General features: G+C 56.4%; 19 protein-coding genes. 16 read left to right on the forward strand and 3 right to left on the reverse strand.

What is annotated here, in order from left to right; all coding sequences use genetic code 11:
* Positions 1-125: 125 nt before the first annotated feature.
* The 7 genes from CKW18_RS16900 to CKW18_RS16930 all read left to right on the forward strand — a co-directional run bounded on the left by CKW18_RS16900 (position 126) and on the right by CKW18_RS16930 (position 7,897).
* A complete protein-coding gene (locus CKW18_RS16900; RefSeq protein ID WP_095189868.1) occupies positions 126-1,052 on the forward strand; it encodes a carbohydrate ABC transporter permease in 927 nt (308 codons plus the stop codon).
* An 8-nt stretch (positions 1,053-1,060) separates the two neighbouring features.
* Positions 1,061-1,891: a carbohydrate ABC transporter permease gene (locus tag CKW18_RS16905; protein WP_095189842.1), complete on the forward strand. Its 831-nt coding sequence runs from the start codon at positions 1,061-1,063 to the stop codon at positions 1,889-1,891.
* Between the two features lie 165 nt (positions 1,892-2,056).
* Positions 2,057-3,160: an ABC transporter ATP-binding protein gene (locus CKW18_RS16910; RefSeq protein ID WP_095189843.1), complete on the forward strand. Its 1,104-nt coding sequence runs from the start codon at positions 2,057-2,059 to the stop codon at positions 3,158-3,160.
* Positions 3,161-3,177: 17 nt separating this feature from the next.
* The gene (locus tag CKW18_RS16915) at positions 3,178-4,650 is read left to right on the forward strand and encodes a mannitol dehydrogenase family protein (RefSeq protein ID WP_095189844.1); all 1,473 of its coding nucleotides are present in this window, start codon (positions 3,178-3,180) and stop codon (positions 4,648-4,650) included.
* Positions 4,651-4,782: 132 nt separating this feature from the next.
* A complete protein-coding gene (gene xylB / locus CKW18_RS16920) occupies positions 4,783-6,279 on the forward strand; it encodes a xylulokinase (protein ID WP_095189845.1) in 1,497 nt (498 codons plus the stop codon).
* 13 nt (positions 6,280-6,292) lie between these two features.
* Positions 6,293-7,231: a carbohydrate kinase gene (locus CKW18_RS16925; protein ID WP_095189846.1), complete on the forward strand. Its 939-nt coding sequence runs from the start codon at positions 6,293-6,295 to the stop codon at positions 7,229-7,231.
* 45 nt (positions 7,232-7,276) lie between these two features.
* On the forward strand, positions 7,277-7,897 hold the full coding sequence (locus CKW18_RS16930) for a hypothetical protein (protein ID WP_095189847.1): 621 nt from the start codon (positions 7,277-7,279) through the stop codon (positions 7,895-7,897).
* Positions 7,898-8,027: 130 nt separating this feature from the next.
* Here the strand turns inward: CKW18_RS16930 and CKW18_RS16935 are convergent, their stop codons facing one another.
* A complete protein-coding gene (locus tag CKW18_RS16935; RefSeq protein ID WP_095189848.1) occupies positions 8,028-9,329 on the reverse strand; it encodes an OprD family porin in 1,302 nt (433 codons plus the stop codon).
* A 374-nt stretch (positions 9,330-9,703) separates the two neighbouring features.
* Between CKW18_RS16935 and CKW18_RS16940 the strand changes: the two genes are divergently transcribed.
* The 6 genes from CKW18_RS16940 to CKW18_RS16965 all read left to right on the forward strand — a co-directional run bounded on the left by CKW18_RS16940 (position 9,704) and on the right by CKW18_RS16965 (position 18,919).
* Positions 9,704-11,752: a type VI secretion system tip protein VgrG gene (locus tag CKW18_RS16940; protein ID WP_095189849.1), complete on the forward strand. Its 2,049-nt coding sequence runs from the start codon at positions 9,704-9,706 to the stop codon at positions 11,750-11,752.
* On the forward strand, positions 11,743-12,600 hold the full coding sequence (locus CKW18_RS16945; RefSeq protein ID WP_095189850.1) for a DUF4123 domain-containing protein: 858 nt from the start codon (positions 11,743-11,745) through the stop codon (positions 12,598-12,600). The genes CKW18_RS16940 and CKW18_RS16945 overlap by 10 nt, the downstream gene beginning before the upstream one ends.
* Before the next feature lie 28 nt (positions 12,601-12,628).
* Positions 12,629-16,192 carry a LysM domain-containing protein gene (locus tag CKW18_RS16950; RefSeq protein ID WP_095189851.1) on the forward strand — a complete coding sequence of 1,188 codons (3,564 nt, stop codon included), beginning with the start codon at positions 12,629-12,631 and terminating at the stop codon, positions 16,190-16,192.
* Positions 16,189-17,178 carry a tetratricopeptide repeat protein gene (locus CKW18_RS16955; protein ID WP_256586991.1) on the forward strand — a complete coding sequence of 330 codons (990 nt, stop codon included), beginning with the start codon at positions 16,189-16,191 and terminating at the stop codon, positions 17,176-17,178. Before CKW18_RS16950 ends, CKW18_RS16955 begins: the two co-directional genes overlap by 4 nt.
* Before the next feature lie 258 nt (positions 17,179-17,436).
* On the forward strand, positions 17,437-18,474 hold the full coding sequence (locus CKW18_RS16960) for a hypothetical protein (protein WP_256586992.1): 1,038 nt from the start codon (positions 17,437-17,439) through the stop codon (positions 18,472-18,474).
* A 100-nt stretch (positions 18,475-18,574) separates the two neighbouring features.
* Positions 18,575-18,919, forward strand: a complete 345-nt coding sequence (locus CKW18_RS16965) for a DUF3304 domain-containing protein (RefSeq protein WP_095189871.1) — start codon at positions 18,575-18,577, stop codon at positions 18,917-18,919.
* Positions 18,920-18,995: 76 nt separating this feature from the next.
* On the opposite strand, the gene CKW18_RS16970 is transcribed toward CKW18_RS16965, so the two are convergent.
* A complete protein-coding gene (locus tag CKW18_RS16970) occupies positions 18,996-19,292 on the reverse strand; it encodes a hypothetical protein (protein ID WP_095189852.1) in 297 nt (98 codons plus the stop codon).
* Positions 19,293-19,785: 493 nt separating this feature from the next.
* On the opposite strand from CKW18_RS16970, the gene CKW18_RS16980 reads away from it, so the two are divergent.
* Together CKW18_RS16980 and CKW18_RS16985 are read left to right on the forward strand one after the other, a co-directional pair.
* A complete protein-coding gene (locus CKW18_RS16980) occupies positions 19,786-20,055 on the forward strand; it encodes a DUF2790 domain-containing protein (protein ID WP_095189853.1) in 270 nt (89 codons plus the stop codon).
* A 91-nt stretch (positions 20,056-20,146) separates the two neighbouring features.
* Positions 20,147-20,545 (forward strand): hypothetical protein, encoded by a 399-nt coding sequence (locus CKW18_RS16985; protein WP_095189854.1) that lies wholly within the window; start codon positions 20,147-20,149, stop codon positions 20,543-20,545.
* Here CKW18_RS16985 and CKW18_RS16990 read toward each other — a convergent pair.
* Complete coding sequence (locus CKW18_RS16990; RefSeq protein WP_095189855.1) at positions 20,542-20,811, reverse strand: DUF1652 domain-containing protein; 270 nt, start codon at positions 20,809-20,811, stop codon at positions 20,542-20,544. The genes CKW18_RS16985 and CKW18_RS16990 overlap by 4 nt on opposite strands.
* 370 nt (positions 20,812-21,181) lie before the next feature.
* Between CKW18_RS16990 and eco the strand changes: the two genes are divergently transcribed.
* On the forward strand, positions 21,182-21,667 hold the full coding sequence (gene eco, locus CKW18_RS16995) for a serine protease inhibitor ecotin (RefSeq protein ID WP_095189856.1): 486 nt from the start codon (positions 21,182-21,184) through the stop codon (positions 21,665-21,667).
* Positions 21,668-21,692 lie beyond the last annotated feature (25 nt).

Genomic DNA, 21,692 nt, shown 5'->3' on the forward strand with positions numbered 1-21,692 from the left:
GGAGCGAGCCTGCTCGCGAAGGCGTCGTACCAGCCAATACACATGGCACTGATCCACCGCTTTCGCGAGCAGGCTCGCTCCCACATGGGATCTCCATAGGTCTGTATGACTCGGTTGTGATCACCATGAATACTTCAACTGCCAAAGCCCACATCGACCTCGCCAAGCCGCAGCGCAAACGTCGCGTGGCCAATCCCGGCTGGTTTCTGGTCAGCCCCTCAGTGGCCCTGTTGCTGCTGTGGATGATCGTGCCGCTGGGCATGACCCTTTACTTTTCGATGATCCGCTACAACCTGCTCAACCCCGGCGAGAACGAGTTCGTCGGGCTTGAGAACTTCACTTACTTCCTGACCGACTCGGGCTTCATGCCCGGTGCCACCAACACCCTGTTGCTGGTCGGCAGTGTGCTGCTGATCAGCGTGGTGTTAGGCGTGTTGATCAGCGCCTTGCTGGAGGCCAGCGAGTTTCTCGGTCGGGGCATCGTTCGGGTCTTGCTGATTTCGCCGTTCTTCATCATGCCCACGGTCGGCGCGCTGATCTGGAAAAACCTGATTTTCCATCCGGTCTCCGGGATTCTCGCCTACCTCTGGAAACTGTTTGGCGCGCAACCGGTGGACTGGCTGGCGCACTACCCGCTGCTGTCGATCATCATCATTGTTTCGTGGCAATGGCTGCCCTTCGCGATCCTGATCCTGATGACCGCCATGCAGTCTCTCGACCAGGAGCAGAAGGAAGCCGCACGCCTCGATGGCGCCGGACCGATCGCGATCTTCTGGCACCTGACCTTGCCGCATCTGGCCCGACCGATTGCCGTGGTGGTGATGATCGAGACGATCTTCCTGCTCTCCGTGTTTGCCGAAATCTTCACCACCACCAACGGCGGCCCCGGCTACGCCTCGACCAACCTCGCCTACCTGATCTACAACCAGGCGCTGGTGCAGTTCGACGTCGGCATGGCCTCGGCGGGCGGCTTGATAGCCGTGGTCATCGCCAACATCGCCGCGATCATTCTGGTGCGGATGATCGGCAAAAACCTGACTGACAAAGCCTGAGGCCTGCCATGACTCTCCAACAATCTCGTCGGCTGCAAAGCCTGCTGCTCGGCACCCTGGCCTGGGCCATCGCGATCGTGGTTTTCTTCCCGATCTTCTGGATGGTGCTGACCAGTTTCAAAACCGAAATCGACGCCTTCGCCACACCGCCGCAGTTCATCTTCACGCCGACGCTGGAGAATTACCTGCACATCAATGAGCGCAGCGATTACTTCAGTTTCGCCTGGAACTCGGTGGTGATTTCCTTCAGCGCCACCGCGCTGTGCCTGTTGATCGCCGTGCCGGCGGCCTACTCGATGGCGTTCTACGAAACCCAGCGCACCAAAGGCACGTTGCTGTGGATGCTCTCCACCAAAATGCTGCCACCGGTCGGCGTGCTGATGCCCATCTACCTGCTGGCCAAGAGTTTCGGCCTGCTCGACACGCGCATTTCATTGATCGTGATCTACACGCTGATCAACCTGCCGATCGTGGTCTGGATGATTTACACCTACTTCAAGGACATCCCCAAAGACATTCTCGAGGCCGCACGTCTTGATGGCGCCACACTGTGGCAGGAAATGGTCCGCGTGCTGCTGCCGATTGCCAAGGGCGGCCTCGCCTCAACGGTGCTGCTGTCGCTGATCCTGTGCTGGAACGAGGCCTTCTGGTCGCTGAACCTGACCTCCTCGAAAGCCGCGCCACTGACCGCGCTGATCGCCTCCTACTCAAGTCCCGAAGGATTGTTCTGGGCCAAGTTGTCGGCGGTCTCGACCCTGGCCTGTGCGCCGATCCTGATCTTCGGCTGGATCAGCCAGAAACAACTGGTGCGCGGCCTGTCGTTCGGCGCCGTGAAATGAATATCTCTAACTCAACGCATTCCCTTGTGGGAGCGAGCCTGCTCGCGAAGGCGTCGGCACATCCGGTGCAAAAGGTGCCTGAGCCACCGCTTTCGCGAGCAGGCTCGCTCCCACAGAAAAGCCGATCTGGTTTAACCCAATAATAAATTGCGGAGGCCCATCATCATGGCCAACCTGAAAATCAAGAATCTGCAAAAAGGCTTCGAAGGCTTTTCCATCATCAAGGGCATCGACCTTGAAGTGAACGACAAGGAATTCGTGGTCTTCGTCGGCCCGTCCGGCTGCGGCAAATCCACCCTGCTGCGGCTGATCGCCGGCCTGGAAGAAGTCAGCGGCGGCACCATCGAACTTGATGGCCGCGACATCACCGAAGTCAGCCCGGCGAAACGCGATCTGGCGATGGTGTTCCAGACCTACGCGCTGTACCCGCACATGACCGTGAAAAAGAACATGTCGTTTGCGCTCGATCTGGCGGGAGTGCCGAAAGCCGAGGTCGAGAAAAAGGTCGGCGAGGCGGCGCGTATTCTCGAACTGGGGCCGATGCTGGAGCGCAAGCCGAAGCAGCTCTCCGGTGGTCAACGTCAACGCGTGGCCATCGGCCGCGCCATTGTGCGCAACCCGAAAATCTTCCTGTTCGACGAACCGCTGTCCAACCTCGACGCCGCGCTGCGGGTGCAAATGCGCCTGGAACTGCTGCGCCTGCACAAAGACCTGCAAGCGACCATGATCTACGTAACCCACGATCAGGTGGAAGCGATGACCATGGCCGACAAAGTCGTGGTGCTCAATGGCGGCAAGATCGAACAGGTTGGCTCGCCGCTGGACCTGTATCACCAGCCGGCCAACCTGTTCGTCGCGGGATTTCTCGGCACGCCGAAAATGGGTTTCCTCAAGGGCAAGATTGCCCGGGTCGACAGCCATGGCTGCGAAGTTTCGCTCGATGCCGGCACCCGCATCTCCCTGCCGTTGAACGCGGCCAGCCTCAGCGTCGGCAGCGCCGTGACACTGGGCATTCGCCCGGAACATCTGGAACTGGCGCAACCGGGCGACTGCACCCTGCAAGTCACCGCCGATGTCAGCGAGCGACTGGGCAGCGACACCTTCTGCCACGTCACCACCAGCGCCGGCGAAGCCCTGACCATGCGCGTGCGCGGTGATCTGGCGAGCCGTTACGGCGAACAGCTGAGCCTGCATCTGGACGCAACCCATTGCCATCTGTTCGACGCCGACGGCGTGGCGCTGACCCGCCCGCTGCGTGCGGCGGCCTGATTTTCGAGACTTGCCCAATGAAACTGAACCAACAAAATCTGCATCGCCTCGCCACCCAAGTGCAACTGCCGGCCTACAGCCTGCGCGACACGCGCCAAGGCATTGCACACATCGGCGTCGGCGGTTTCCATCGCGCGCATCAGGCGTATTACACCGACGCCCTGATGAACACCGGCGAAGCGCTCGACTGGGCAATTTGCGGGGTCGGCCTGCGCGCCGAAGACCGTCGCGCCCGCGACGATCTCAAGGAACAGGATTACCTGTTCACCCTGTTTGAGCTGGGTGACAGCGACGATACCGAAGTGCGAGTGATTGGCGCGATTCGCGACATGCTGCTGGCCGAGGACGGTGCGCAGGCGCTGATCGCCAGGCTTGCCGATCCGCAGATTCGCATTGTTTCGCTGACCATCACGGAAGGTGGTTATTGCATTGACGACAGTACCGGCGAATTCATGGCGCACCTGCCGCAGATCCAACACGATCTGGAGCATCCGGAGGCACCGACAACCGTTTTCGGTTTCCTCTGTGCGGCACTGGAAAAGCGCCGTGGCTCGGGCACTCCGGCATTCACGCTGATGTCCTGCGATAACCTGCCGCACAATGGCGCGGTGACCCGCAAAGCGTTACTCGCGTTCGCTGCACTGCGAAACGAAGGCTTGCGCGACTGGATTGAGCAGAACGTCAGCTTCCCCAATGCTATGGTCGACCGCATCACGCCCATGACCAGTACCGCGCATCGCCTGCAACTGGCGGACAAGCACGGTGTAGACGATGCCTGGCCGGTGGTCTGCGAACCGTTTGTGCAGTGGGTGCTGGAAGATAAGTTCGTCAACGGCCGCCCGGCCTGGGAAAAGGTCGGCGTGCAGTTCACCGACGATGTTTCTCCCTATGAAGAGATGAAGATCAAACTGCTCAACGGCAGCCACCTGGCGCTGACCTATCTGGGTTTTTTGAAGGGCTATCGTTTTGTTCACGAGACCATGAATGACCCGCTGTTCGTGCGCTACATGCGCGCTTACATGGACCTGGATGTAACGCCGCAACTGGCGCCGGTGCCGGGCATCGATTTGACCAATTACAAAAACACGCTGGTGGCGCGCTTCTCCAATCAGGCGATTGCCGATCAACTGGAGCGGGTGTGTTCGGATGGGTCGTCGAAGTTTCCCAAGTTCACCATTCCGACGATCAATCGGTTGATTGCCGATGGGCGTGAGACCAAACGTGCGGCACTGGTGGTGGCAGCCTGGGCGCTGTATTTGAAGGGTGTGGATGAGAATGGCGATACGTACTCGATCCCGGATCCGCGGGCGACGTTTTGTCAGGCGTTGGTGGCGGACGATGCGTTGATGACTGATCGGTTGCTAGCGGTGGAGGAGATTTTCGGCACGGCGATACCGCGTTCGGCAGCGTTTGTGGCGGCGTTTGAGTGGTGCTGTGAGAGTTTGCGGGAAGTGGGCGTGACTCGGACGCTGGAACGGGTGTTGGCTTGATTGAAGCGGTGATGCGACTGAAGCCTTCGCGAGCAGGCTCGCTCCCACAGGGGAACGCATTTCAAAATGTGGGAGCGAGCCTGCTCGCGAATGGCGTCACCCGGATGGAACTGACACCCTGAGGATCTTACTGTGACAACCCGACAACTCTTCCTCGGCATCGACTGCGGCACCCAAGGCAGCAAAGCCATCATCCTCGACGCCGCCAGCGGTCAGGTGCTCGGCCAGGGCGCCGCTGCGCACACGATGATCAGTGGTGCCAATGGCCGCCGCGAACAAGACACGCATCAATGGCTGGACGCCTTCGCCCTCGCCACCCGTCAGGCGCTGCTGGCGGCGCAGGTCGACGGCCAGTCGATCCTCGGTATCGGCGTTTCCGGCCAGCAGCACGGCCTGGTGCTGCTCGACGATCAAGGCCAGGTATTGCGCCCGGCCAAGCTCTGGTGCGACACCGAAACCACCGCCGAAAACGAGCGACTGCTCAGCCATCTGGGCGGTGAAAAAGGCTCGCTGGAACGCCTTGGCGTGGTCATCGCGCCCGGCTACACCGTCTCCAAACTGCTGTGGACCAAAGAGCAACATCCGCATGTGTTCTCGCGTATCGCCCGCGTTCTGCTGCCTCACGACTTCCTGAACTTCTGGCTCACCGGCCGGGCGTGCAGCGAATACGGCGACGCCTCCGGCACCGGCTATTTCAACGTGCGCACCCGCCAATGGGATTTGCAGCTGTTGCGCGACATCGACAGCAGCGGACGCCTGCAAGCGGCGCTGCCGGAGCTGATCGATGCACACCAGGCGGTGGGCACGATCCTGCCCACCATCGCCGAGCACCTCGGCATCAACCGCAATGCGCTGGTCGCAAGCGGCGGTGGCGACAACATGATGGGCGCCATCGGCACCGGCAATATTCAGCCCGGCGCGATCACCATGAGCCTCGGCTCCTCCGGTACCGTGTACGCCTACGCCGACGCACCGAAAGTCAGCCCGGACGCCTCGGTCGCGACCTTCTGCTCCTCCAGCGGCGGCTGGCTGCCGCTGATCTGCACGATGAACCTGACCAATGCCACCGGCGCGATCCGCGACCTGTTCGACCTCGACCTCGTCCAGTTCAACGCTCTTGTCGCTCAAGCGCCCATCGGCGCCGAAGGCGTGAGCATGCTGCCGTTCCTCAACGGCGAGCGCGTCCCCGCCCTGCCCCATGCCACCGGCAGCCTGCACGGCTTGACGCTGGACAACCTGACCCAGGCCAATCTATGCCGCGCCGCCGTCGAAGGCACCACCTTCGGCTTGCGCTACGGACTGGATTTACTGCGCCAGAATGGTTTACAAAGCCGCAGCATTTGCCTGATCGGCGGCGGTTCGAAAAGCGCGGTGTGGCGGCAGATCGTCGCCGACACCATGGACACCCCGGTGATCTGCACCGAACACAGCGAAGCCGCTGCCTTGGGCGCGGCGATTCAGGCGGCGTGGTGCAAATCCTGGTCGAACGGCCACGAAGACACACTGGCCGACCTCTGCCAGCGCTGCGTGACCCTCGACCCGAGCAGTGAAACCCTGCCGATCGCCGCCAACGTCGCGGCGTTTCAGCAGGCTTATGAACGCTATCAACAGCATGTCGCAACCCTATAAAGAGCAAACAATTATGTATTTGGTGTGTGGCGAAGCCCTGTTTGATTTCTTCAGCGAAGACGACGCCAGCGGTCTGGCCTCGAAAGTGAATTTCAAGGCGATTGCCGGCGGCTCGCCGTTCAACGTCGCTGTGGGTTTGCGCCGCCTGGGCGTGGACTCGGCTTTGTTCGGTGGGCTGTCCACCGACTACCTCGGCCGCCGCTTGCAGCAAGTCCTGCAGGAGGAAGGTGTACGGCCGGACTATCTGGTGGATTTCGCTGCGCCGACCACGCTGGCGATGGTCGCAGTTGGCGCCAACGGCTCGCCGCATTACAGCTTTCGCGGCGAAGGTTGCGCGGATCGGCAATTGAGCGTCGCCCACCTGCCGACACTTGGCCCTGAAGTGCGCGGTTTGCACATCGGTTCGTTTTCGCTGGTGGTGCAACCGATTGCCGACACGCTGCTGGCCCTGGTCCAGCGTGAAAGCGGCAAACGCCTGATCAGCCTCGACCCCAACGTACGCCTCAATCCCGAGCCGAATATCGACCTGTGGCGCGAGCGCATCGCCACGCTGGTGCAATTGGCCGACCTGATCAAAGTCAGCGACGAAGACTTGAGCCTGTTGTATCCAGAACAGGATCCGCAGCGCGTCATCGACGGCTGGCTCGAACACCGCTGCCAGATTGTGTTCCTGACCCGTGGCGGCGAAGGCGCAACCGTGTTCAGTCGCGCCCATGGCTCATGGTCGGTGCCGGCGTGTTCGGTGAAGATCGCCGATACCGTTGGCGCCGGCGATACCTTCCAGGCCGCGCTGATCACCTGGCTGACAGAACACGGTCTGGACTCGGTCGACGGCGTGCAGCAACTCGGTCGCGAGCAGATCGACGCCATGCTCAAATTCGCCGTACAAGCCGCAGCGCTGACGTGCAGCAAGACCGGTCCGGATTTGCCCTATCGTCAGCAATTGACCTGAGCGCGTAGACTGTCGCCCTTTTTGCGCATGACGGGATGACGGCTTTTGAATTCAGGGCAGACGGTTGGACTACTGATACTCGCGGGACTGTTGACGGGTTGCGGCACCTCGCCGCCCCGCTCGCCTGAAGACATTTGCGAGATCTTCCGGGAGAAAAGCGATTGGTACGACGCCGCGCAAGTCACACAAAAGCGCTGGGGCGTACCGATCCAGGTGCCCTTCGCGATCATGTATCAGGAATCCGGCTACCGCTACGACGCCAAGACCCCGCGTAAATACTTGCTCTGGGTAATTCCGTGGGGTCGCGTGTCCACCGCTTCCGGGTATGCGCAGGCCAAGGATGAAGTCTGGTCCGACTACCAGAAAAGCACTGGCCGAAACTGGGCCGACCGCGAAGACTTCGACGACGCCATCGACTTCGTCGGCTGGTACATGGACAAAACCACGTCGATCAACGGCGTCTACAAATACGACGCCTACGGCCAGTACCTCAACTACCACGAAGGCTGGGGCGGCTATCGCAACAAGACTTACGCCAGCAAAGCCTGGCTGATGCCGACGGCACGCAAGGTGCAGGCACGTTCCGATACGTATGCCCGGCAATATGCCGGCTGCAAAGAGGATTTGAATCGCGGTTTCTGGAGCCGCTTCTGGCATTGGCTGTAAGGACGCCTTCGCGAGCAGGCTCGCTCCCACAGGTCTCCCAGGTGTACACAAAATCTGTGTTCATTGAAGATCCCCTGTGGGAGCGAGCCTGCTCGCGAAAGCGCCGGATCAAGCGAAGCACATCTAGGGCTTACAACACCGAAAAGCTATAACTCACAATCACCCGCGTCTCATCCACATCCCGGGCGAACTTCTCATAGTTCGTCCGGTAAGTCGCATTACGCAAACGCAGACTCACATCCTTGAACGTGCCGGTCTGAATCACGTACTTCAACTCGCTGTCACGCTCCCACTCTTTACCTTCCTGATCACTGCCCAACACCTTGATGTGATCACCGTTCACGTAGCGGGTCAGGAAACTCAGACCGTTGATGCCGATCGCCTTGAAGTCATAGTCGTAACGCAGTTGCCAGGAACGTTCCTGCGCGGCGGCAAAGTCGTTGACCTGCACATAGTTGACCAGATACGGGTTGCTGCCATCGAGGTACGGCATCGAGTTATCGCCGTTCATGCGCTGCCAGCCGCCACTGAACGTGTGGCCGCTGATGGCGTAAGACAGCATGCCGCTCAACGCACGGTTGTCGATGGAACCGGCTTTTGCATTCCCACTGTCGGCACTTTTCAGCAAGCGCAGATCGGCCTTCAACACACCGCTGCCCAGCGGCTGATTGCCCAGCAGCCCCACGAAGTGCTGACGGTAGATGTCTTCAAGTTCCGCGTAGTGATACTGCGCCGTCAGACGATCATTGATCTTGTAATCAAAGCCGTACATGTCGAAATGGTCGACGGTGGTGTTGCACGCATAGCGCTTGTTCTTGCAGTGCACGCGGATGTCTTGCGAGTCGGTGGAATCACGCGCGGTGTACTTGTCCAGACGCGCCGCCATAAAGGTCAGATCCTTCACTTCCTTTGAAGTGAGCATCGCGCCGTTGAACATCGTCGGCAGCAAACGGCCGTCGTTGTATTTCAACAGCGGCAGATCCGGCAGCAGCGCGCCGTACTTCAGCACGGTGTCCGAGACCTTCACTTTCGCCGTCAGGCCCATCTTGGCGTACTGGCCTTTCGAACCGCGCGGGTCGCTGCCGCTCGATGGCAGCAAGCCGCTATTGCTGCGGTCAGGGCTGGAATCGAGTTGCAAGCCGAGCATGCCCAGCGTATCGATACCGAAACCCACCGTGCCCTCGGTGTAACCCGATTGCAGATTGAAGATAAAGCCCTGTGCCGACTCTTCGCGCTTTGATCCGCCCTGATCACTGGACGTGTGCCCGTCACGGAAATCGCGGTTGAAATACACCGTGCGCGATTCGATTTTCGCCGTTGTGTCTTCAAGGAACCCGCTGGCCTGAATCTGTGCGGTAAAACCGGCGCACAGCACAAAGGCTCCGAAGCCAAACGACTGGCGCGCGGTGGTGAGGGGAAATGGGGGACGCATGAAAAACTCCAACAATGCAGCGTTTGCGCAAGCGCGCAACAAGCCAGAAAAATAGCTTCCGCCCCAGATCAAAATGAGCCGGGAGGAAGTGGACACGCAGGGGTGAGCTGCAATGATGGCAGATGGCTTTGACGTGCCACAGGCGACTTTAGTCTGAAACTGACCGGCAATTCTTCAGCGCATGGCCAGTTGATCGCGCGCAAACTGTTCTCGTACAAACCCAGCAAACGCCCGGTTTCATTGGCCCCAAAGGCCCGCCTAAGGGATTCCCTTATGCACCGCAGCCCCTCTGCATAGGCCATTTGCGCCTTGAACGAGGCGGTCTAATCCTCCATCATCCGTCCCCTGCTTATTCAACGGACGGAATTCAAGGCATGCTGGACGCCAACGCAACCCACATCATCCTCACGCTAGAAGGTGCCAACGCCGACCTGCAAGTCCTCAGCTTCACCGGTCGCGAAGCCCTCAACGAACCGTTCCGTTTTGACCTCGAACTGGTCAGCGCCCGTCCCGACCTGAAACTCGAAGAGCTGCTGCACAAGCCCGGCGTGCTGACCTTCGGCGCCACCGGCGAAGGCAAGATTCATGGCCTGGTCTATCGCATCGAGCAAGGCGACTCCGGCAAGACCCTGACCCGCTACAGCATCAGCCTGGTGCCGCAACTGGCGTACCTGCGGCACAACCACGATCAGCAGATTTTCCAGCAGCTCACGGTGCCGAAGATCATCGCCAAGGTGCTGGAAGATCGCGGCATCCTTGCCGACGCCTACAGCTTCCAGCTCAGCGCCGAATACCCGGAGCGCGATTACTGCGTGCAGTACGACGAGTCCGACCTGCATTTCATCCAGCGCCTATGCGAAGAGGAAGGCATTCACTTCCACTTCCAGCACAGCAGCAGCGGCCACAAACTGGTGTTCGGCGACGACCAAACGGTGTTCCGCAAACTCAAAGCCGTGAGCTACCAGCAAGACTCCGGCATGAGCGCCGACAAACCGGTGATCAAGCGTTTCAACCTGCGCCTGGAAACCCGCACCACCCGCGTCAGCCGCCGCGACTACGACTTCGAAAAACCGCAGATCCTGCCCGAAGGCGCGGTCAAAACCGAGTTCGCCCCGGACCTTGAGGACTACGACTACCCCGGCCGCTTCACCACCCGCGAGCGCGGCAAGTTCCTCAGCACCCGCGCGCTGGAACGCCATCGCAGCGACTACAAACTCGCCGAAGGCAAAGGTGACGAGCCGACCCTCACCAGCGGCCATTTCCTCACCCTCGCCGAACACCCGCGCGCCGAGTGGAACGATATGTGGTTGCTGCTGGAGGTGCTTCACGAAGGCAAACAGCCGCAAGTGCTCGGCGAAAACGTCACCAGCGACGTCACCGACAACAAAAGCGACTTCCACCAGGGCTACCGCAACAGCTTCCTCGCCACCCCGTGGGACGCGCACTACCGCCCTGCCCTCGAACACCCGAAACCGAAAGTCCTCGGCAGCCAGACCGCCATCGTCACCGGCCCGCAAGGCGAAGAAATCCACTGCGACCAGTACGGCCGCATCAAAGTCCAGTTCCACTGGGACCGCGACGGCCAGTCCGACGACAAAACCACCTGCTGGATGCGCGTCGCCAGCGGCTGGGCCGGCGCCGCCTACGGCGGCATCGCCATCCCGCGCATCGGCATGGAAGTCCTCGTCACCTTCCTCGAAGGCGACCCCGACCAGCCCCTCGTCACCGGCTGCCTGTACCACAAGGAAAACGTCGTCCCCTACGACCTGCCGGCAAACAAGACCCGCAGCACCTTCAAAACCCTCAGCTCCCCGGGTGGCAAGGGCTACAACGAATTTCGCATCGAAGACAAAAAGGGTGTGGAACAGATCTACATCCACGCCCAGCGCGACTGGGACGAAAACATCGAGCACGACCAGAAGATTCGGGTCGGCAATGAGCGGCATGACACCGTTGAAGCCAATACACTGAGTGAGTTCAAGGTTGAGGAACACCGGATTACGCATCTGGATCGGATTAGCGAGATGCGGGCGGATGATCATCTGACAGTTGCGGTGACGCAGCATGTGAAGGTGGGGACGGCGCAGTTTGTTGAGGCGGGGACGGAGATTCATTACTACGCAGGCGACAAGGTTGTGGTTGAGGGTGGCATGGAGCTGACCGCCAAGGCGGGTGGGAGTTTTGTGAAGGTTGATGCTGGCGGTGTCACGATCAGTGGCGCTGAGGTGAAGATTAATACCGGTGGTGCGCCGGGGGTTGGTACGCCTGCTGCGCCGTTGCTGCCGGGGCCGATGAAAGTGGCGGATGCGGATAAGGCTGGCAAAGCACCACTCCCCGTCCGCCTGAATGAATCAGGTATCACCCCGTTGTGCGGCAAACAGAGTAACGGCGCTTGCAGCCGTAAGGATTGCACATGCATGTAAAAACGCTGAGCGTTCTGCTGGCAGAGCCTCGCTACAACTTTTCAGACCTGCCGGCGGCCAGCGAGTCGCTATGTTTCATCATCGACCGAGGTCTTCAGCCAGAAGCCTTGGTTCGCCTCTACCGAACAGGCGAACCGGTTGTTTCCCAAGAGTTGTTTTTCTCAACAGATTTCGCAGAGATGCCTGATGGCCCCTTTTGGCTGGTAGCGCCCAAGGGCAGCAAAGTGGCCGTCGAAGCTGCCAAACTTTGTGAGGAACGCTTTTCGGGAATTGCGATCTCAACCCCTGATCCTGAAAAGGCCTTGGCTCACGCGCGCTGGCTACTCAGAGCCAACGACGGCTCCGGAGGCCAGAGTTTGTTGAGCTTCCATAAACCGAGCTTGTGGGGGGCGTTGGCTTACACCGCCGATGAAACCTTTGATCAATTATTGGGTTGCTGGAGCGCCGTCTACTCCCCTGCGCCAATGCATTTCGGCCAACAACGTGGACCCTGGCTTTCATGGATTGCCAAAGAAAAATCAACATGGCTCGATGATAGAGCGCCATTCAATCTTCCTCAGACCGCCGCGCAAGTTCAAGCGCGCCTGGGATGGGTTTATTGGGTGGATGAGGAATACGCGGCATTCGACAAGCCAAGTGATGAACGCTTGAACGATATCGCCGACAACCTCGATCTGCTGCTCAAAAGCAATATTTATGACGGTGATCACCTGCTCAAGCTTGGCCATGCCGTGAACGGTCCGCTATTCGAAACACAGCCTGAGATCATGGCGATCCTGCAGTCAAAGGACGAGTCGTTTATCAAAGTAGATCGGCTCCTGGAATCAGCCGCCGTCGCCCAACATTAAGGCGACGCGACATCAGAACGGAATCACCATGGAAATCACGAATCACGCCGTCATGCCCGGCGAAACCCTGGACCAAATCGCTTCGCGCTACAACAGCACCGTGGCTCAACTCCGCCAGCTCAACCCCTTCATTACCAATCCGGACAACGTCAAAGTCGGATGGAATTTGAGCGTACCGAAGAGCGCGCAAGCGGCCGCCACGCCCGCCGCTCAATCGCCCGCTGCGCATGAGGCCCCTGCACAGGCAACCTCAGAACCCGCAACTCAGTGCTCTGCTGAAGATCTGGTTGAACTGGATCCCGTGAAGGACGCCCCAGATAGCGCCTCAAAAACCTTCAAGCCTCACGCACCTCCTTGCTCTAAAAAGTTTGCCAGCGCTATTTATGCAACTGAGGAGCAAGAGTTCTGGCTGCTCCCTGAGCGGGCAAAGTCTGCCATCAAAGAATCGATGTTCGCGCTGGATAAATTGATTGCCTCCAGCAAACCACGTGATGCACGCCTGAATGGGCTACAGGAATCGGGTTTGCTCGAATACTTCCTTGAGCCCAAGTTGAGCAACTTCCTCACGGGCGCGAAGCGTACCCGTATGGAAGAATTTGAAGCGATGGGAGATGAGATCGAAATCGATCCCGCCACCGCCAAAAAGAGGCAAAACGAAGCTAACGGAAACAAACCAGCAGCGGCTCCTGCACAGTCTCCACAAGAGGACACCCCGCAATCGCGCCTGGACCGTCTAACGGCAGACCTGGCTACTGACCAGGAAGTCCACAAAGCCTATGCCGACTTTTACAAGCAGAGGGCTGAGTGGCATGCGCTGAAAAAAGAAGCGGTAGCAGCTGCGAAGCTGGAAGGCTACACCTACGAAAGTGGCTCGCTGTACTCCAAAGAGGCGATTGAAGCGCGCGCACGCGTGCAAGCTTATCTGGAGGCTCGCAAGAAACTCCTCAGCAACAAAAACTTCAAGCAGATTGCACAGGACGACGTTGCCAAAGCCTTGGCGGAAAAGAAAAAAAGTTACGAAAACATCTGCAGCGGTATGAATGACTGCACCGCCGATCTCGTCGGGTATGTTTACACGCTACACAAAAACGCCGATGCGCTTGATTACCATGATTACACTGAGACCATTATCAAAGCGTCGGAATATGGTATCGCGCTCCCGGAGTTCGCTCTGATCAGCGATGGCCTTCCGTCAGGCATTGAGCAATTCAAGCTGTATCTGGACACCGAGAAAAAACAATCGGAAGTAACCGCACAGCTTCAGGAAAAATACAAACGCTGGATCGAAGCCACAGGCCAAAACGCCCAAGCGCCGGCGGGCTTGGTTGATGTAGAGCGTGCCGAATGGGACCGCTTACAGAAAATCAAGGACGACCTGCAAACCACAGCTCAGAACAATGTGAAGGCCGCAGAGCGAGGGCTGCACTTGATTTGGGAGCCGGAAGAGTTCCAGCCAAAGCCAGTCGATCGCATGGTTAAACCCGGCTTCCCTCTGCGTGAAGTCAGTCTTTCGGATGCCGAGGGCACGCCCTTAGGCTGGTTCAGCATGTCGAACCTGAAAGACGCAAAAAAGATCATGAAGGAAGATTCAAAAAATGCGACCGCTGCGGTAAAAAAAGTCGGTAAAAGCGTGCCTGCTGATGCTACTGAAGGCTCCGATAAAAACAGTGAAATCAGCTCGTTCCGCCAATGGCTGCAAGACCAGGGCGCCATAAAGTTCAGTGATCAGGTTGGCGACTGTTTCGACAAAAAAGGCTGGTTTCAAGCTAAAGACTTTTACGCTTACTTGAAAAAACAAGGCTATGAGGTCACTGAACTTGAAGACGACGCAGCCCTGACGAACTGGGGCAAGCATCTTCAGCAACTGGTGTTCCAGAAAAGTGTACGCGGCAAAGTAAGACTGTTTGATAACAGTCCTCAGGCTCAATTAGTCCGCTGCCTGACACCTCCGCAGCCAAGTATTCACGGTGAAGTGAAGCTCGAAGGCCCGAAAATGTCCGCCGCCGAGGGCTTCCAGATATCTGGCGAGATGGGTTTGAGCCTGGACCTGGCCCGTGGCGAAGTTCAGTTGATGAAAGTCGACATGCCTGCAAAAGCCAGTGCTCAAGACATCACGCTTGATTACTTCCTGGACGGCAGCCCGCAAAAAATGAATTTCGGCCGCTTCTCCTTCCACTTTGGCGTGAAAGCATGGGGCTACGCTGGAGCGTCGTTGCTGTTAGCCGGCAGCGTCGAGTTAAACCCGATCTTTGGCAACGTAAAGTACGGTGCGTCGCTGAGCCCTGTAAAACGCGCACAGCGTGAAGACGCTTCCGCAAAAGAAGAACGCGCCGATCACGCAGCCGCCAAACAAGCCAAGGCGGACAGCGGTGACGACAGCCCTACTCCCGATCTTGAGCACAAGTCGAAATCCGCCACCTACACCGATTCCAAGAGCACAGATCAACTGCGAGGCGGCCGCTTCGCCAAAGTGCAAGTCGAAAACGGTGCAAAAGCCAACTTCAATATTTTTGGAGGCTTGCAAGCCGCCATCGAACTCACCGGGGCACTAAACTGGGCACCGCCAAAAGACCTCGTCGCCTTGCGCACCGCTCCAACAATGGGCATTGGTAGCGCCAAAGACGCGAAAAGCGCGAATCCATGGCTAACCCTCGCAAAACTGAGTGGCTCTGTAGGTGTTGCGTTAGGTGTAGGCTTTCAGGGAACGGCGCAGATTTCTCTGGATAAAGGGCGATTTATTCTCAACTTGAAAGCGGCGGTCGTGCTGGGTCCTGGCGCTAACGGTAGCTTTAAATTTGAAGTTGGATATGAGGCAGTAGTTGACCTTATCAATTTGTATCGCAAAGAACTTCATAAGACTAAAGGGCGAACAGTTGAGTGGATGGATCCTGAAGCAGGAAAATTCGCCTCCGCTCTGAACGTATTAGGCGCTACCGGGCTTAATGTAGAAACGGCCTATCTCATGGGTTGGGATTTGGTTATGAGTTTATATGAGACCATGACCAGAGGAGGAAAAGGTGGACCAATCGCTCACACAATTGTTGAATATCAAAACCCAGATGAATTAAGAAGCTGGGTAATTCAAGCAACACCATCTGCGCTTGGCCCCATTCTAATGACCCTTATGGCGAACCCTGAAAAATTCTCAATTGACACTCGCGCACCAGAAAGCGACTCCTCTTCTAGTTTGAGCAAGCGAACATACCCAAGAGAAGAAGCACATTTAGCTCAACAACGGGCAATTGGGATAATAATCGACCACATAGTCGTTAATGCGAAAGAACAAGGCACGCTTGAAGAAGCTCAAAAACAATTTGAGCTAGCATGTGCCTGCATGAATCAGTTTGGAGTCGAGCCCGTTGACATCGGTCAGAAATACTGCGAGAACCGTCACTCTCTCGATGCATTCATGAGTGACCCTGTACTAAGCTTTACCGATCCAAGGGGAAATAAAGCAAGAGCACGCTACAAGGAAAACTCAGAACTTTTAGGCCTGCGAATTGATGGCGCTTGTAAAATCGTAATGGGTGAAAACAGTTATATTCCGAAGACATCCATAAAATATTTGCCTCCAGCGAGCGCATCAAATTGAAAGTAAAATCAAATTTACCGCTAAAATTTATTCACGCTATTCTTCTGTTGGTATGTGCAACTGCGCACGCAGCACTCACGCCCCAACAACAGGAGGCAAAGCAGAAAGGAATCGAACTTTATAATCAATACAAAGCTATTTCCGCAATTGAGTTCCTGGAAGTAGCAGCCGAAGGCGGAGATGACGAAGCTCTTTATTATCTCGGCGAAGCAATAAGAAAAAATAGCAGGCATATGACCCCGGCGGCGCAAAAAGCGTACGAGAACTCGGCAACAAAGGGGAATATATATTCTATGATTCGCCTAGGAAGAGTCGAAGAAGACTTGTGTGTAGCTATGAAAAACTGTCCCCAAGGAAAAGACACTTCCAGCAACTGGGTAATTCGAGCGAAAGAATTAGCAGTTCAGCGAGCAACGCAAGGAGATGCCGAATCAATGTACCTGTTATATGACATGACGGGGAACGATGACTGGTTAGTGAAATCAGCAGAAAACGGTTTTCCCTTTGCTCAGTTTCGGCTAGCGACGAATTACCAGGAGGGTAATGGCTCTTTCTTATTGCCTTCAAGGCGCTCGCAAGCAATCGAAAAATGGATGAAAGCTTCGGCTGAAAATGGTTACCCTCGCGCAATGATGGGTTTAGCCGCACTTATGATAAAAAATAAAGATTTAGCTTCTTTCAGAAGCTGGAACGAAAAAGCTGCTGAAACAGGCTATGTAGAAGGGGTTTTTGGATATGCGTCATACATAGGCGAAGAAAAATCGAAATACGGTTTCGAATTTGACCCGATAAAATCATATGCTCTACTGTCAAATCTGTTGGAGCTTAATGGCGGTGGCAATGTAATTCGTGACGTCAACGACACTCTTCCCGACATAGAAAAAAAAATGACCAAAGAGCAGGTGACAATGGCAAAAGAACTCGCCAAAACATGGAAGGCCAACCACCCGCCTCTTTCATTTTTCCCTGACAAGCTAGGCTACTAAAAGCAGTGCGAGTATCTAGTTTGATTTTTGCAATGGTACTTTCGAGCTACACTGGAATCAGTTCGGCGACCCCAGAAAGCAACGAACGGACCAAGGGAGTGATTTTATACAACCAACTTAAATTCGACTCAGCCGTTCCCGAACTTGAAAAAGAAGCAACATCCGGAAACGTGGAGTCGCAGTATTATTTAGGGGAGGTTCTACGAAAGTGTAATCACTGCTCAGAACAATGTGAAGGCTTCGAAAATAGGACGTCACTTGATTTGGGATGCAGAGGCGTTTCAGCCAAAGCCAGTCGACCGCATGGTAAAACCCGGCTTCCCGCTGCGTGAAGTCAGTCTTTCTGATGCCAAGGGCACGCCTTTGGGCTTGTTCAGCATGACGAACCTGAAAGACGCAAAAAAGGTGTTGAGTAGGAAGCCATTAATGAGTAGCAAATACTTTTCTAACAGCGCTCAAGCTGCATTTTTCCTAGTATTACCGTTGATTGGTGCATGCAGTTTTGCTGGACAGATAGCGAAGGACTCTGTTGAGGGTGCGACGAGTTACTACAGCAGAGAGCATTTCACGCTGATTGCCACTGTTCCTGCAAAATTTGACTTTACTTCAAAAGCTCAGTATTCACCTAAGCAGGGTGAAACCTGTCAAGTATACAGCTCTGGTTTGGGTGGTTCAGTGACCCGTCAACAACAGAAATCAAATACGATCGACGCGAAAGACATTGAACAGACGGTGTCTACAGACGTTCCATTAGAGTTTCACATTGCGGATTGCTCGATGGAGCTAACGAGGGTGAGCTACGAAGTTAATGCCACGTATGGGTCGGACGCTTGGGATCATGGTTTGGAGATGGCGGGTGGGCTTTCTATCAAGACCGAAAGCACAGACAGTAACGCGACACCTTACCCGGATCTAATCGAGCAAAGAGGTCTCTGTGCTTGGAGTTTTCAGATAAGCACCGCTAAAGCCAAGAAAGATCAGATTGAGAAGTTATTATCGTGTTCTGCTGCAGATCCTGAATGGAAAATTCCAGAGAGTCGTTTACAGCGTCGCAAACCAGGCGGATCCTTTTCAAAAAAAGCGATTACTGATAAGACGATCCATGTGACACTCAAGCTGTCAAATGATGAAGCACCCAGCTACTTACGCTACTGGGTAAAAGTTCCTAACGGCTGGAAACCTTGTACCGGGAGATGGAACTCTGGAAGAGAAGAGTTATGCACAACACCGCCTCAATTTAGAACTTTCAAACAAGATGGACATGAGTGCACCGTGTATCCTGGCTGTAATGAATAAGGATTTTTATGCAGAACCAAGAAAAAACATTGCTTTCTGACCAAAGCCGAACTTGCCCGCCACTCCCAAGCTCCTCGCCCTACTCCGTACGCCCGGCGCCATGCTGACTTCAGAAAACTACACGAATCGTCCAATTTTCAGTTTCTGGGTAAATGATTTCTGGGGTGGCAATCTGTTTGCAATGGGCGGTGGTGGGGGTATGTGCTGCCAACGTATCGAGGGGAAAACGGTTCGCGTCTCTTGGATACTCAGCCGGACAGGCGAACAGTTCAGGCAAGGCGTGCAGAAAGAAAACCATGAGGTCATCTTGCCGCTCCCTCGCCGAGAACGCGGAGATTCTTATTTGCACGTTCGTTTTCTGCCCGGAAATATTGTCGAGCTGAAATGGGCCCCTGACTTGATTAGCCCGTTTGATCCTTTTCCTGCTGAAAAGCCTGCCCTTTAACTCATCGAGCCACACCAACGTAAGCACGGGCAGAAAAACGCTTCCGCCCGTGAATGCTAGAGCGTGCAACCAGCCTTTATACCGGCGCCTTCCAATTCAACATCTGCTGCTGCGCCACCTGCAGCAAATTATTGCCATCCTGCGTTAGCAGGTACAGCGCATGGGTAATGTGCGGAATGTCCTGCACGTCGGCGTGTTTGAAGCAGAGACAATGCAGGGTTTCGAGCAGGTCGGCCGAGGCGCGGACGCGCTGGACGGCGGCTTCGAGGATGTCTTTGGGGTTGGCTTCAGTATCGATGACCAGGGGCGCGCTTTCAGTGACGCCGCTGTTGAGGGGGATGTAGCGGTTGGGGAGCGGATTAATTATTGGCATTTTGATTACTCGATTTTTTCGAAAGTAACCGCCAGCACCGTGACCAAACAGTGGGAGGCGGCCGCGTGCAGGATTGGTCAACCGAGACAACACCAAAACTCAGCTCGCCCGAAGGCGCCCTGCACACAGCCGCCATAACAGTGCACTGCGAAGACATAGATGTCCGCAACGCAAATGATGGCACATCTGCAATGGTGTAGTGCTCAGGTGACCAAACCCGAATCGCTGATTTTGCAGCGACACCAAACCATAACTGCCCCGCTCCAGCCGCCGAAAGCAGACAAGGCATCTGTCTTTGTAGGAATCCGGCCTGCCTGCGCAGGAAATCGCCCCGCTCCCTGACAGCCGGCATTCAGCCTGGTTAACCATCGCTTAACGCTGCGGTCAAAAACTCTACTGAACCGCACGCCCTCAGCACTTTTGGCTGACGCCCAGTGCGGCAGGTTTGGCTGAATCTCGCCGAACTCTAGAACCGCCACACGGGAGTTCCCTTATGAACATTCGTCCGTTTCTGCTGACCACCGCCCTCGCCTGCACCGCATTCGCCGGTTTGGCCCAAGCCAACGACACCAGCGCCACGTCCAAAGCCGTGCCTTATGAATACGGCATGCCGTTACACGTGGCGAAGATCGTTTCGCTGACGGAGCCGCCCACTCTGGATTGCAAGGTGATCACGGCGGACATGAAGTACATCGACAACAACGGCAAGCCTGAGGAAATCAGTTATCGGAAATTGTCTGACGCGTGCAGTTATCAGAACTGACGGAAAGCTCTGATTTGCGGGTTTGCGGTAGGCGGGAAGTGTTTCGCGAGGTTATGCTCGAGGCCCTTCCTCACTGCCGCAAGGATTCGCCATGCAGTTGTCGTTTCGCACGTTGTCGACTCTAACTTCTTCGTTGTGTTTTCTCTTGGCGTTGGTCTGGGGCTTTTTCCCCGATATGTTGCTGGCGATCTGGAGCATCGCGTATTCCGACGCAGCCGGTTTTGTCGCGCGGCGCAGTGCGGTGCTGTTTGCAGCATTAGGGGTGATGTTTTATCTGGTGCGCAGTGCGCCGCCTTCGCTTGGGCGTAATGCCCTGAGCAACGGTTTTATCGTCGGTTGTTTGGGTTTGGCGGTGCTGGGCTTTGCGGAATGGCTTAACGGCCACGCCGGCCCCGGGATTCTGCTCGCGGTGGTGGTCGAGTTCGCGCTGGGCCTTGGTTTTGTGCAGGCCCGGCGCGTGACGGTCGAACTGGGTGAAACGGTGCGTTAAAGAGCTCGGGATCGTGGACTGTAATGATGTGGCGTCGCTTGTCGTGCCAGATCCGAGCGTAGCCCGGCGATCAGTTCGTTGATTTCGCGACAGCCGTTCAAATGGCTGGCATCAATGCCGCTAACCAATAAATCGACCTGGTCGGTCTGGTGATCACCGAAGACTTTGACGGTCATCGAAAGGTCTGGCGACAGCGTGCATTGGCAGCGTTTAGGCAGAAAACTGCTTTCAATGATATTGCGTAGTTCCAAGGCAGACAGAAACATGGTGAACCTCTCCTTATTGATGAAACTGCCAATCAACTCTTCACGTTGACCGTTCGTGCTGCTCCTGTACGGGTGTGTCCCCGCTGTTTCCTTGGTGCGGCAAACGGTGAGACGGCGAAATGCCTCTTGGAGTGTAGGCGCCCGAACACGGTGCGCTGCACCCTATAGACGCATAAAGCGTGCCTTCCATCGGATCGTTTTGACCCTTGAAAAATCAAGCACTTGGCGACAAGGCCAGCATTTAGCCAGTTGCAAAATGCAAGAACAGGGCTTCCAGGCCCTGCAAATTGCAACTCGGCGCCGGTTTGCATTCGACGCGCGTGAGGGTAAGAATGCCCCTCAATCACACTACACCCGCAAGGAGGCTTCCATGGGTTCTTTCCGCGCCTGCGCGACCACCGGCCTGATCATCGCCAGCCTGTCCACGTTTGCTCACGCCGGCAAACTGGAAGATGTAGCGCCGTATCCCAAGGCTGAAGCCGGTTTCACTCGTCAGGTCATTCATCTGCCCAAGCAGGATCAGGAAGAGAACTTTCAGGTCGAGATCCTCGCTGGCAAAACCCTTGAAGTTGACTGCAATCGCCAACGTCTGGGCGGCATGCTGGATGAGAAGAACCTCGAAGGCTGGGGTTACTCGTTCTACCGGCTGGAAACAGTCATCGGCCCGATGAGCACGATGATGGCCTGCCCGCCCGGCTCGCAGAAGAAACGCGCATTCGTGCCCGTGGTCGGCGACGGCTTCATGCTGCGTTACAACAGCAAGCTGCCGGTGGTGGTTTATGCGCCGTCGGACGTCGAAGTGCGTTACCGCATCTGGTCTGCGTCGGACAAGGTCGGCACCGCCATTAAGGAATGACCTGTGCTCCTACGCCGGGACGCCG

This window comes from Pseudomonas sp. Irchel 3E19 (assembly GCF_900187585.1).
Classification (GTDB): Bacteria; Pseudomonadota; Gammaproteobacteria; order Pseudomonadales; family Pseudomonadaceae; genus Aquipseudomonas; species Aquipseudomonas baetica.

Coding starts and splice junctions, on each gene's coding strand:
- CKW18_RS16970 (WP_095189852.1), bottom strand. CDS start 19,292: ATGCCAATAATTAATCCGCTCCCCAACCGCTACATCCCCCTCAACAGC.
- eco (WP_095189856.1), top strand. CDS start 21,182: ATGGGTTCTTTCCGCGCCTGCGCGACCACCGGCCTGATCATCGCCAGC.
- CKW18_RS16945 (WP_095189850.1), top strand. CDS start 11,743: ATGCATGTAAAAACGCTGAGCGTTCTGCTGGCAGAGCCTCGCTACAAC.
- CKW18_RS16940 (WP_095189849.1), top strand. CDS start 9,704: ATGCTGGACGCCAACGCAACCCACATCATCCTCACGCTAGAAGGTGCC.
- CKW18_RS16925 (WP_095189846.1), top strand. CDS start 6,293: ATGTATTTGGTGTGTGGCGAAGCCCTGTTTGATTTCTTCAGCGAAGAC.
- CKW18_RS16950 (WP_095189851.1), top strand. CDS start 12,629: ATGGAAATCACGAATCACGCCGTCATGCCCGGCGAAACCCTGGACCAA.
- CKW18_RS16915 (WP_095189844.1), top strand. CDS start 3,178: ATGAAACTGAACCAACAAAATCTGCATCGCCTCGCCACCCAAGTGCAA.
- CKW18_RS16900 (WP_095189868.1), top strand. CDS start 126: ATGAATACTTCAACTGCCAAAGCCCACATCGACCTCGCCAAGCCGCAG.
- CKW18_RS16935 (WP_095189848.1), bottom strand. CDS start 9,329: ATGCGTCCCCCATTTCCCCTCACCACCGCGCGCCAGTCGTTTGGCTTC.
- CKW18_RS16910 (WP_095189843.1), top strand. CDS start 2,057: ATGGCCAACCTGAAAATCAAGAATCTGCAAAAAGGCTTCGAAGGCTTT.
- CKW18_RS16990 (WP_095189855.1), bottom strand. CDS start 20,811: ATGTTTCTGTCTGCCTTGGAACTACGCAATATCATTGAAAGCAGTTTT.
- CKW18_RS16985 (WP_095189854.1), top strand. CDS start 20,147: ATGCAGTTGTCGTTTCGCACGTTGTCGACTCTAACTTCTTCGTTGTGT.
- CKW18_RS16905 (WP_095189842.1), top strand. CDS start 1,061: ATGACTCTCCAACAATCTCGTCGGCTGCAAAGCCTGCTGCTCGGCACC.
- CKW18_RS16965 (WP_095189871.1), top strand. CDS start 18,575: ATGCTGACTTCAGAAAACTACACGAATCGTCCAATTTTCAGTTTCTGG.
- CKW18_RS16980 (WP_095189853.1), top strand. CDS start 19,786: ATGAACATTCGTCCGTTTCTGCTGACCACCGCCCTCGCCTGCACCGCA.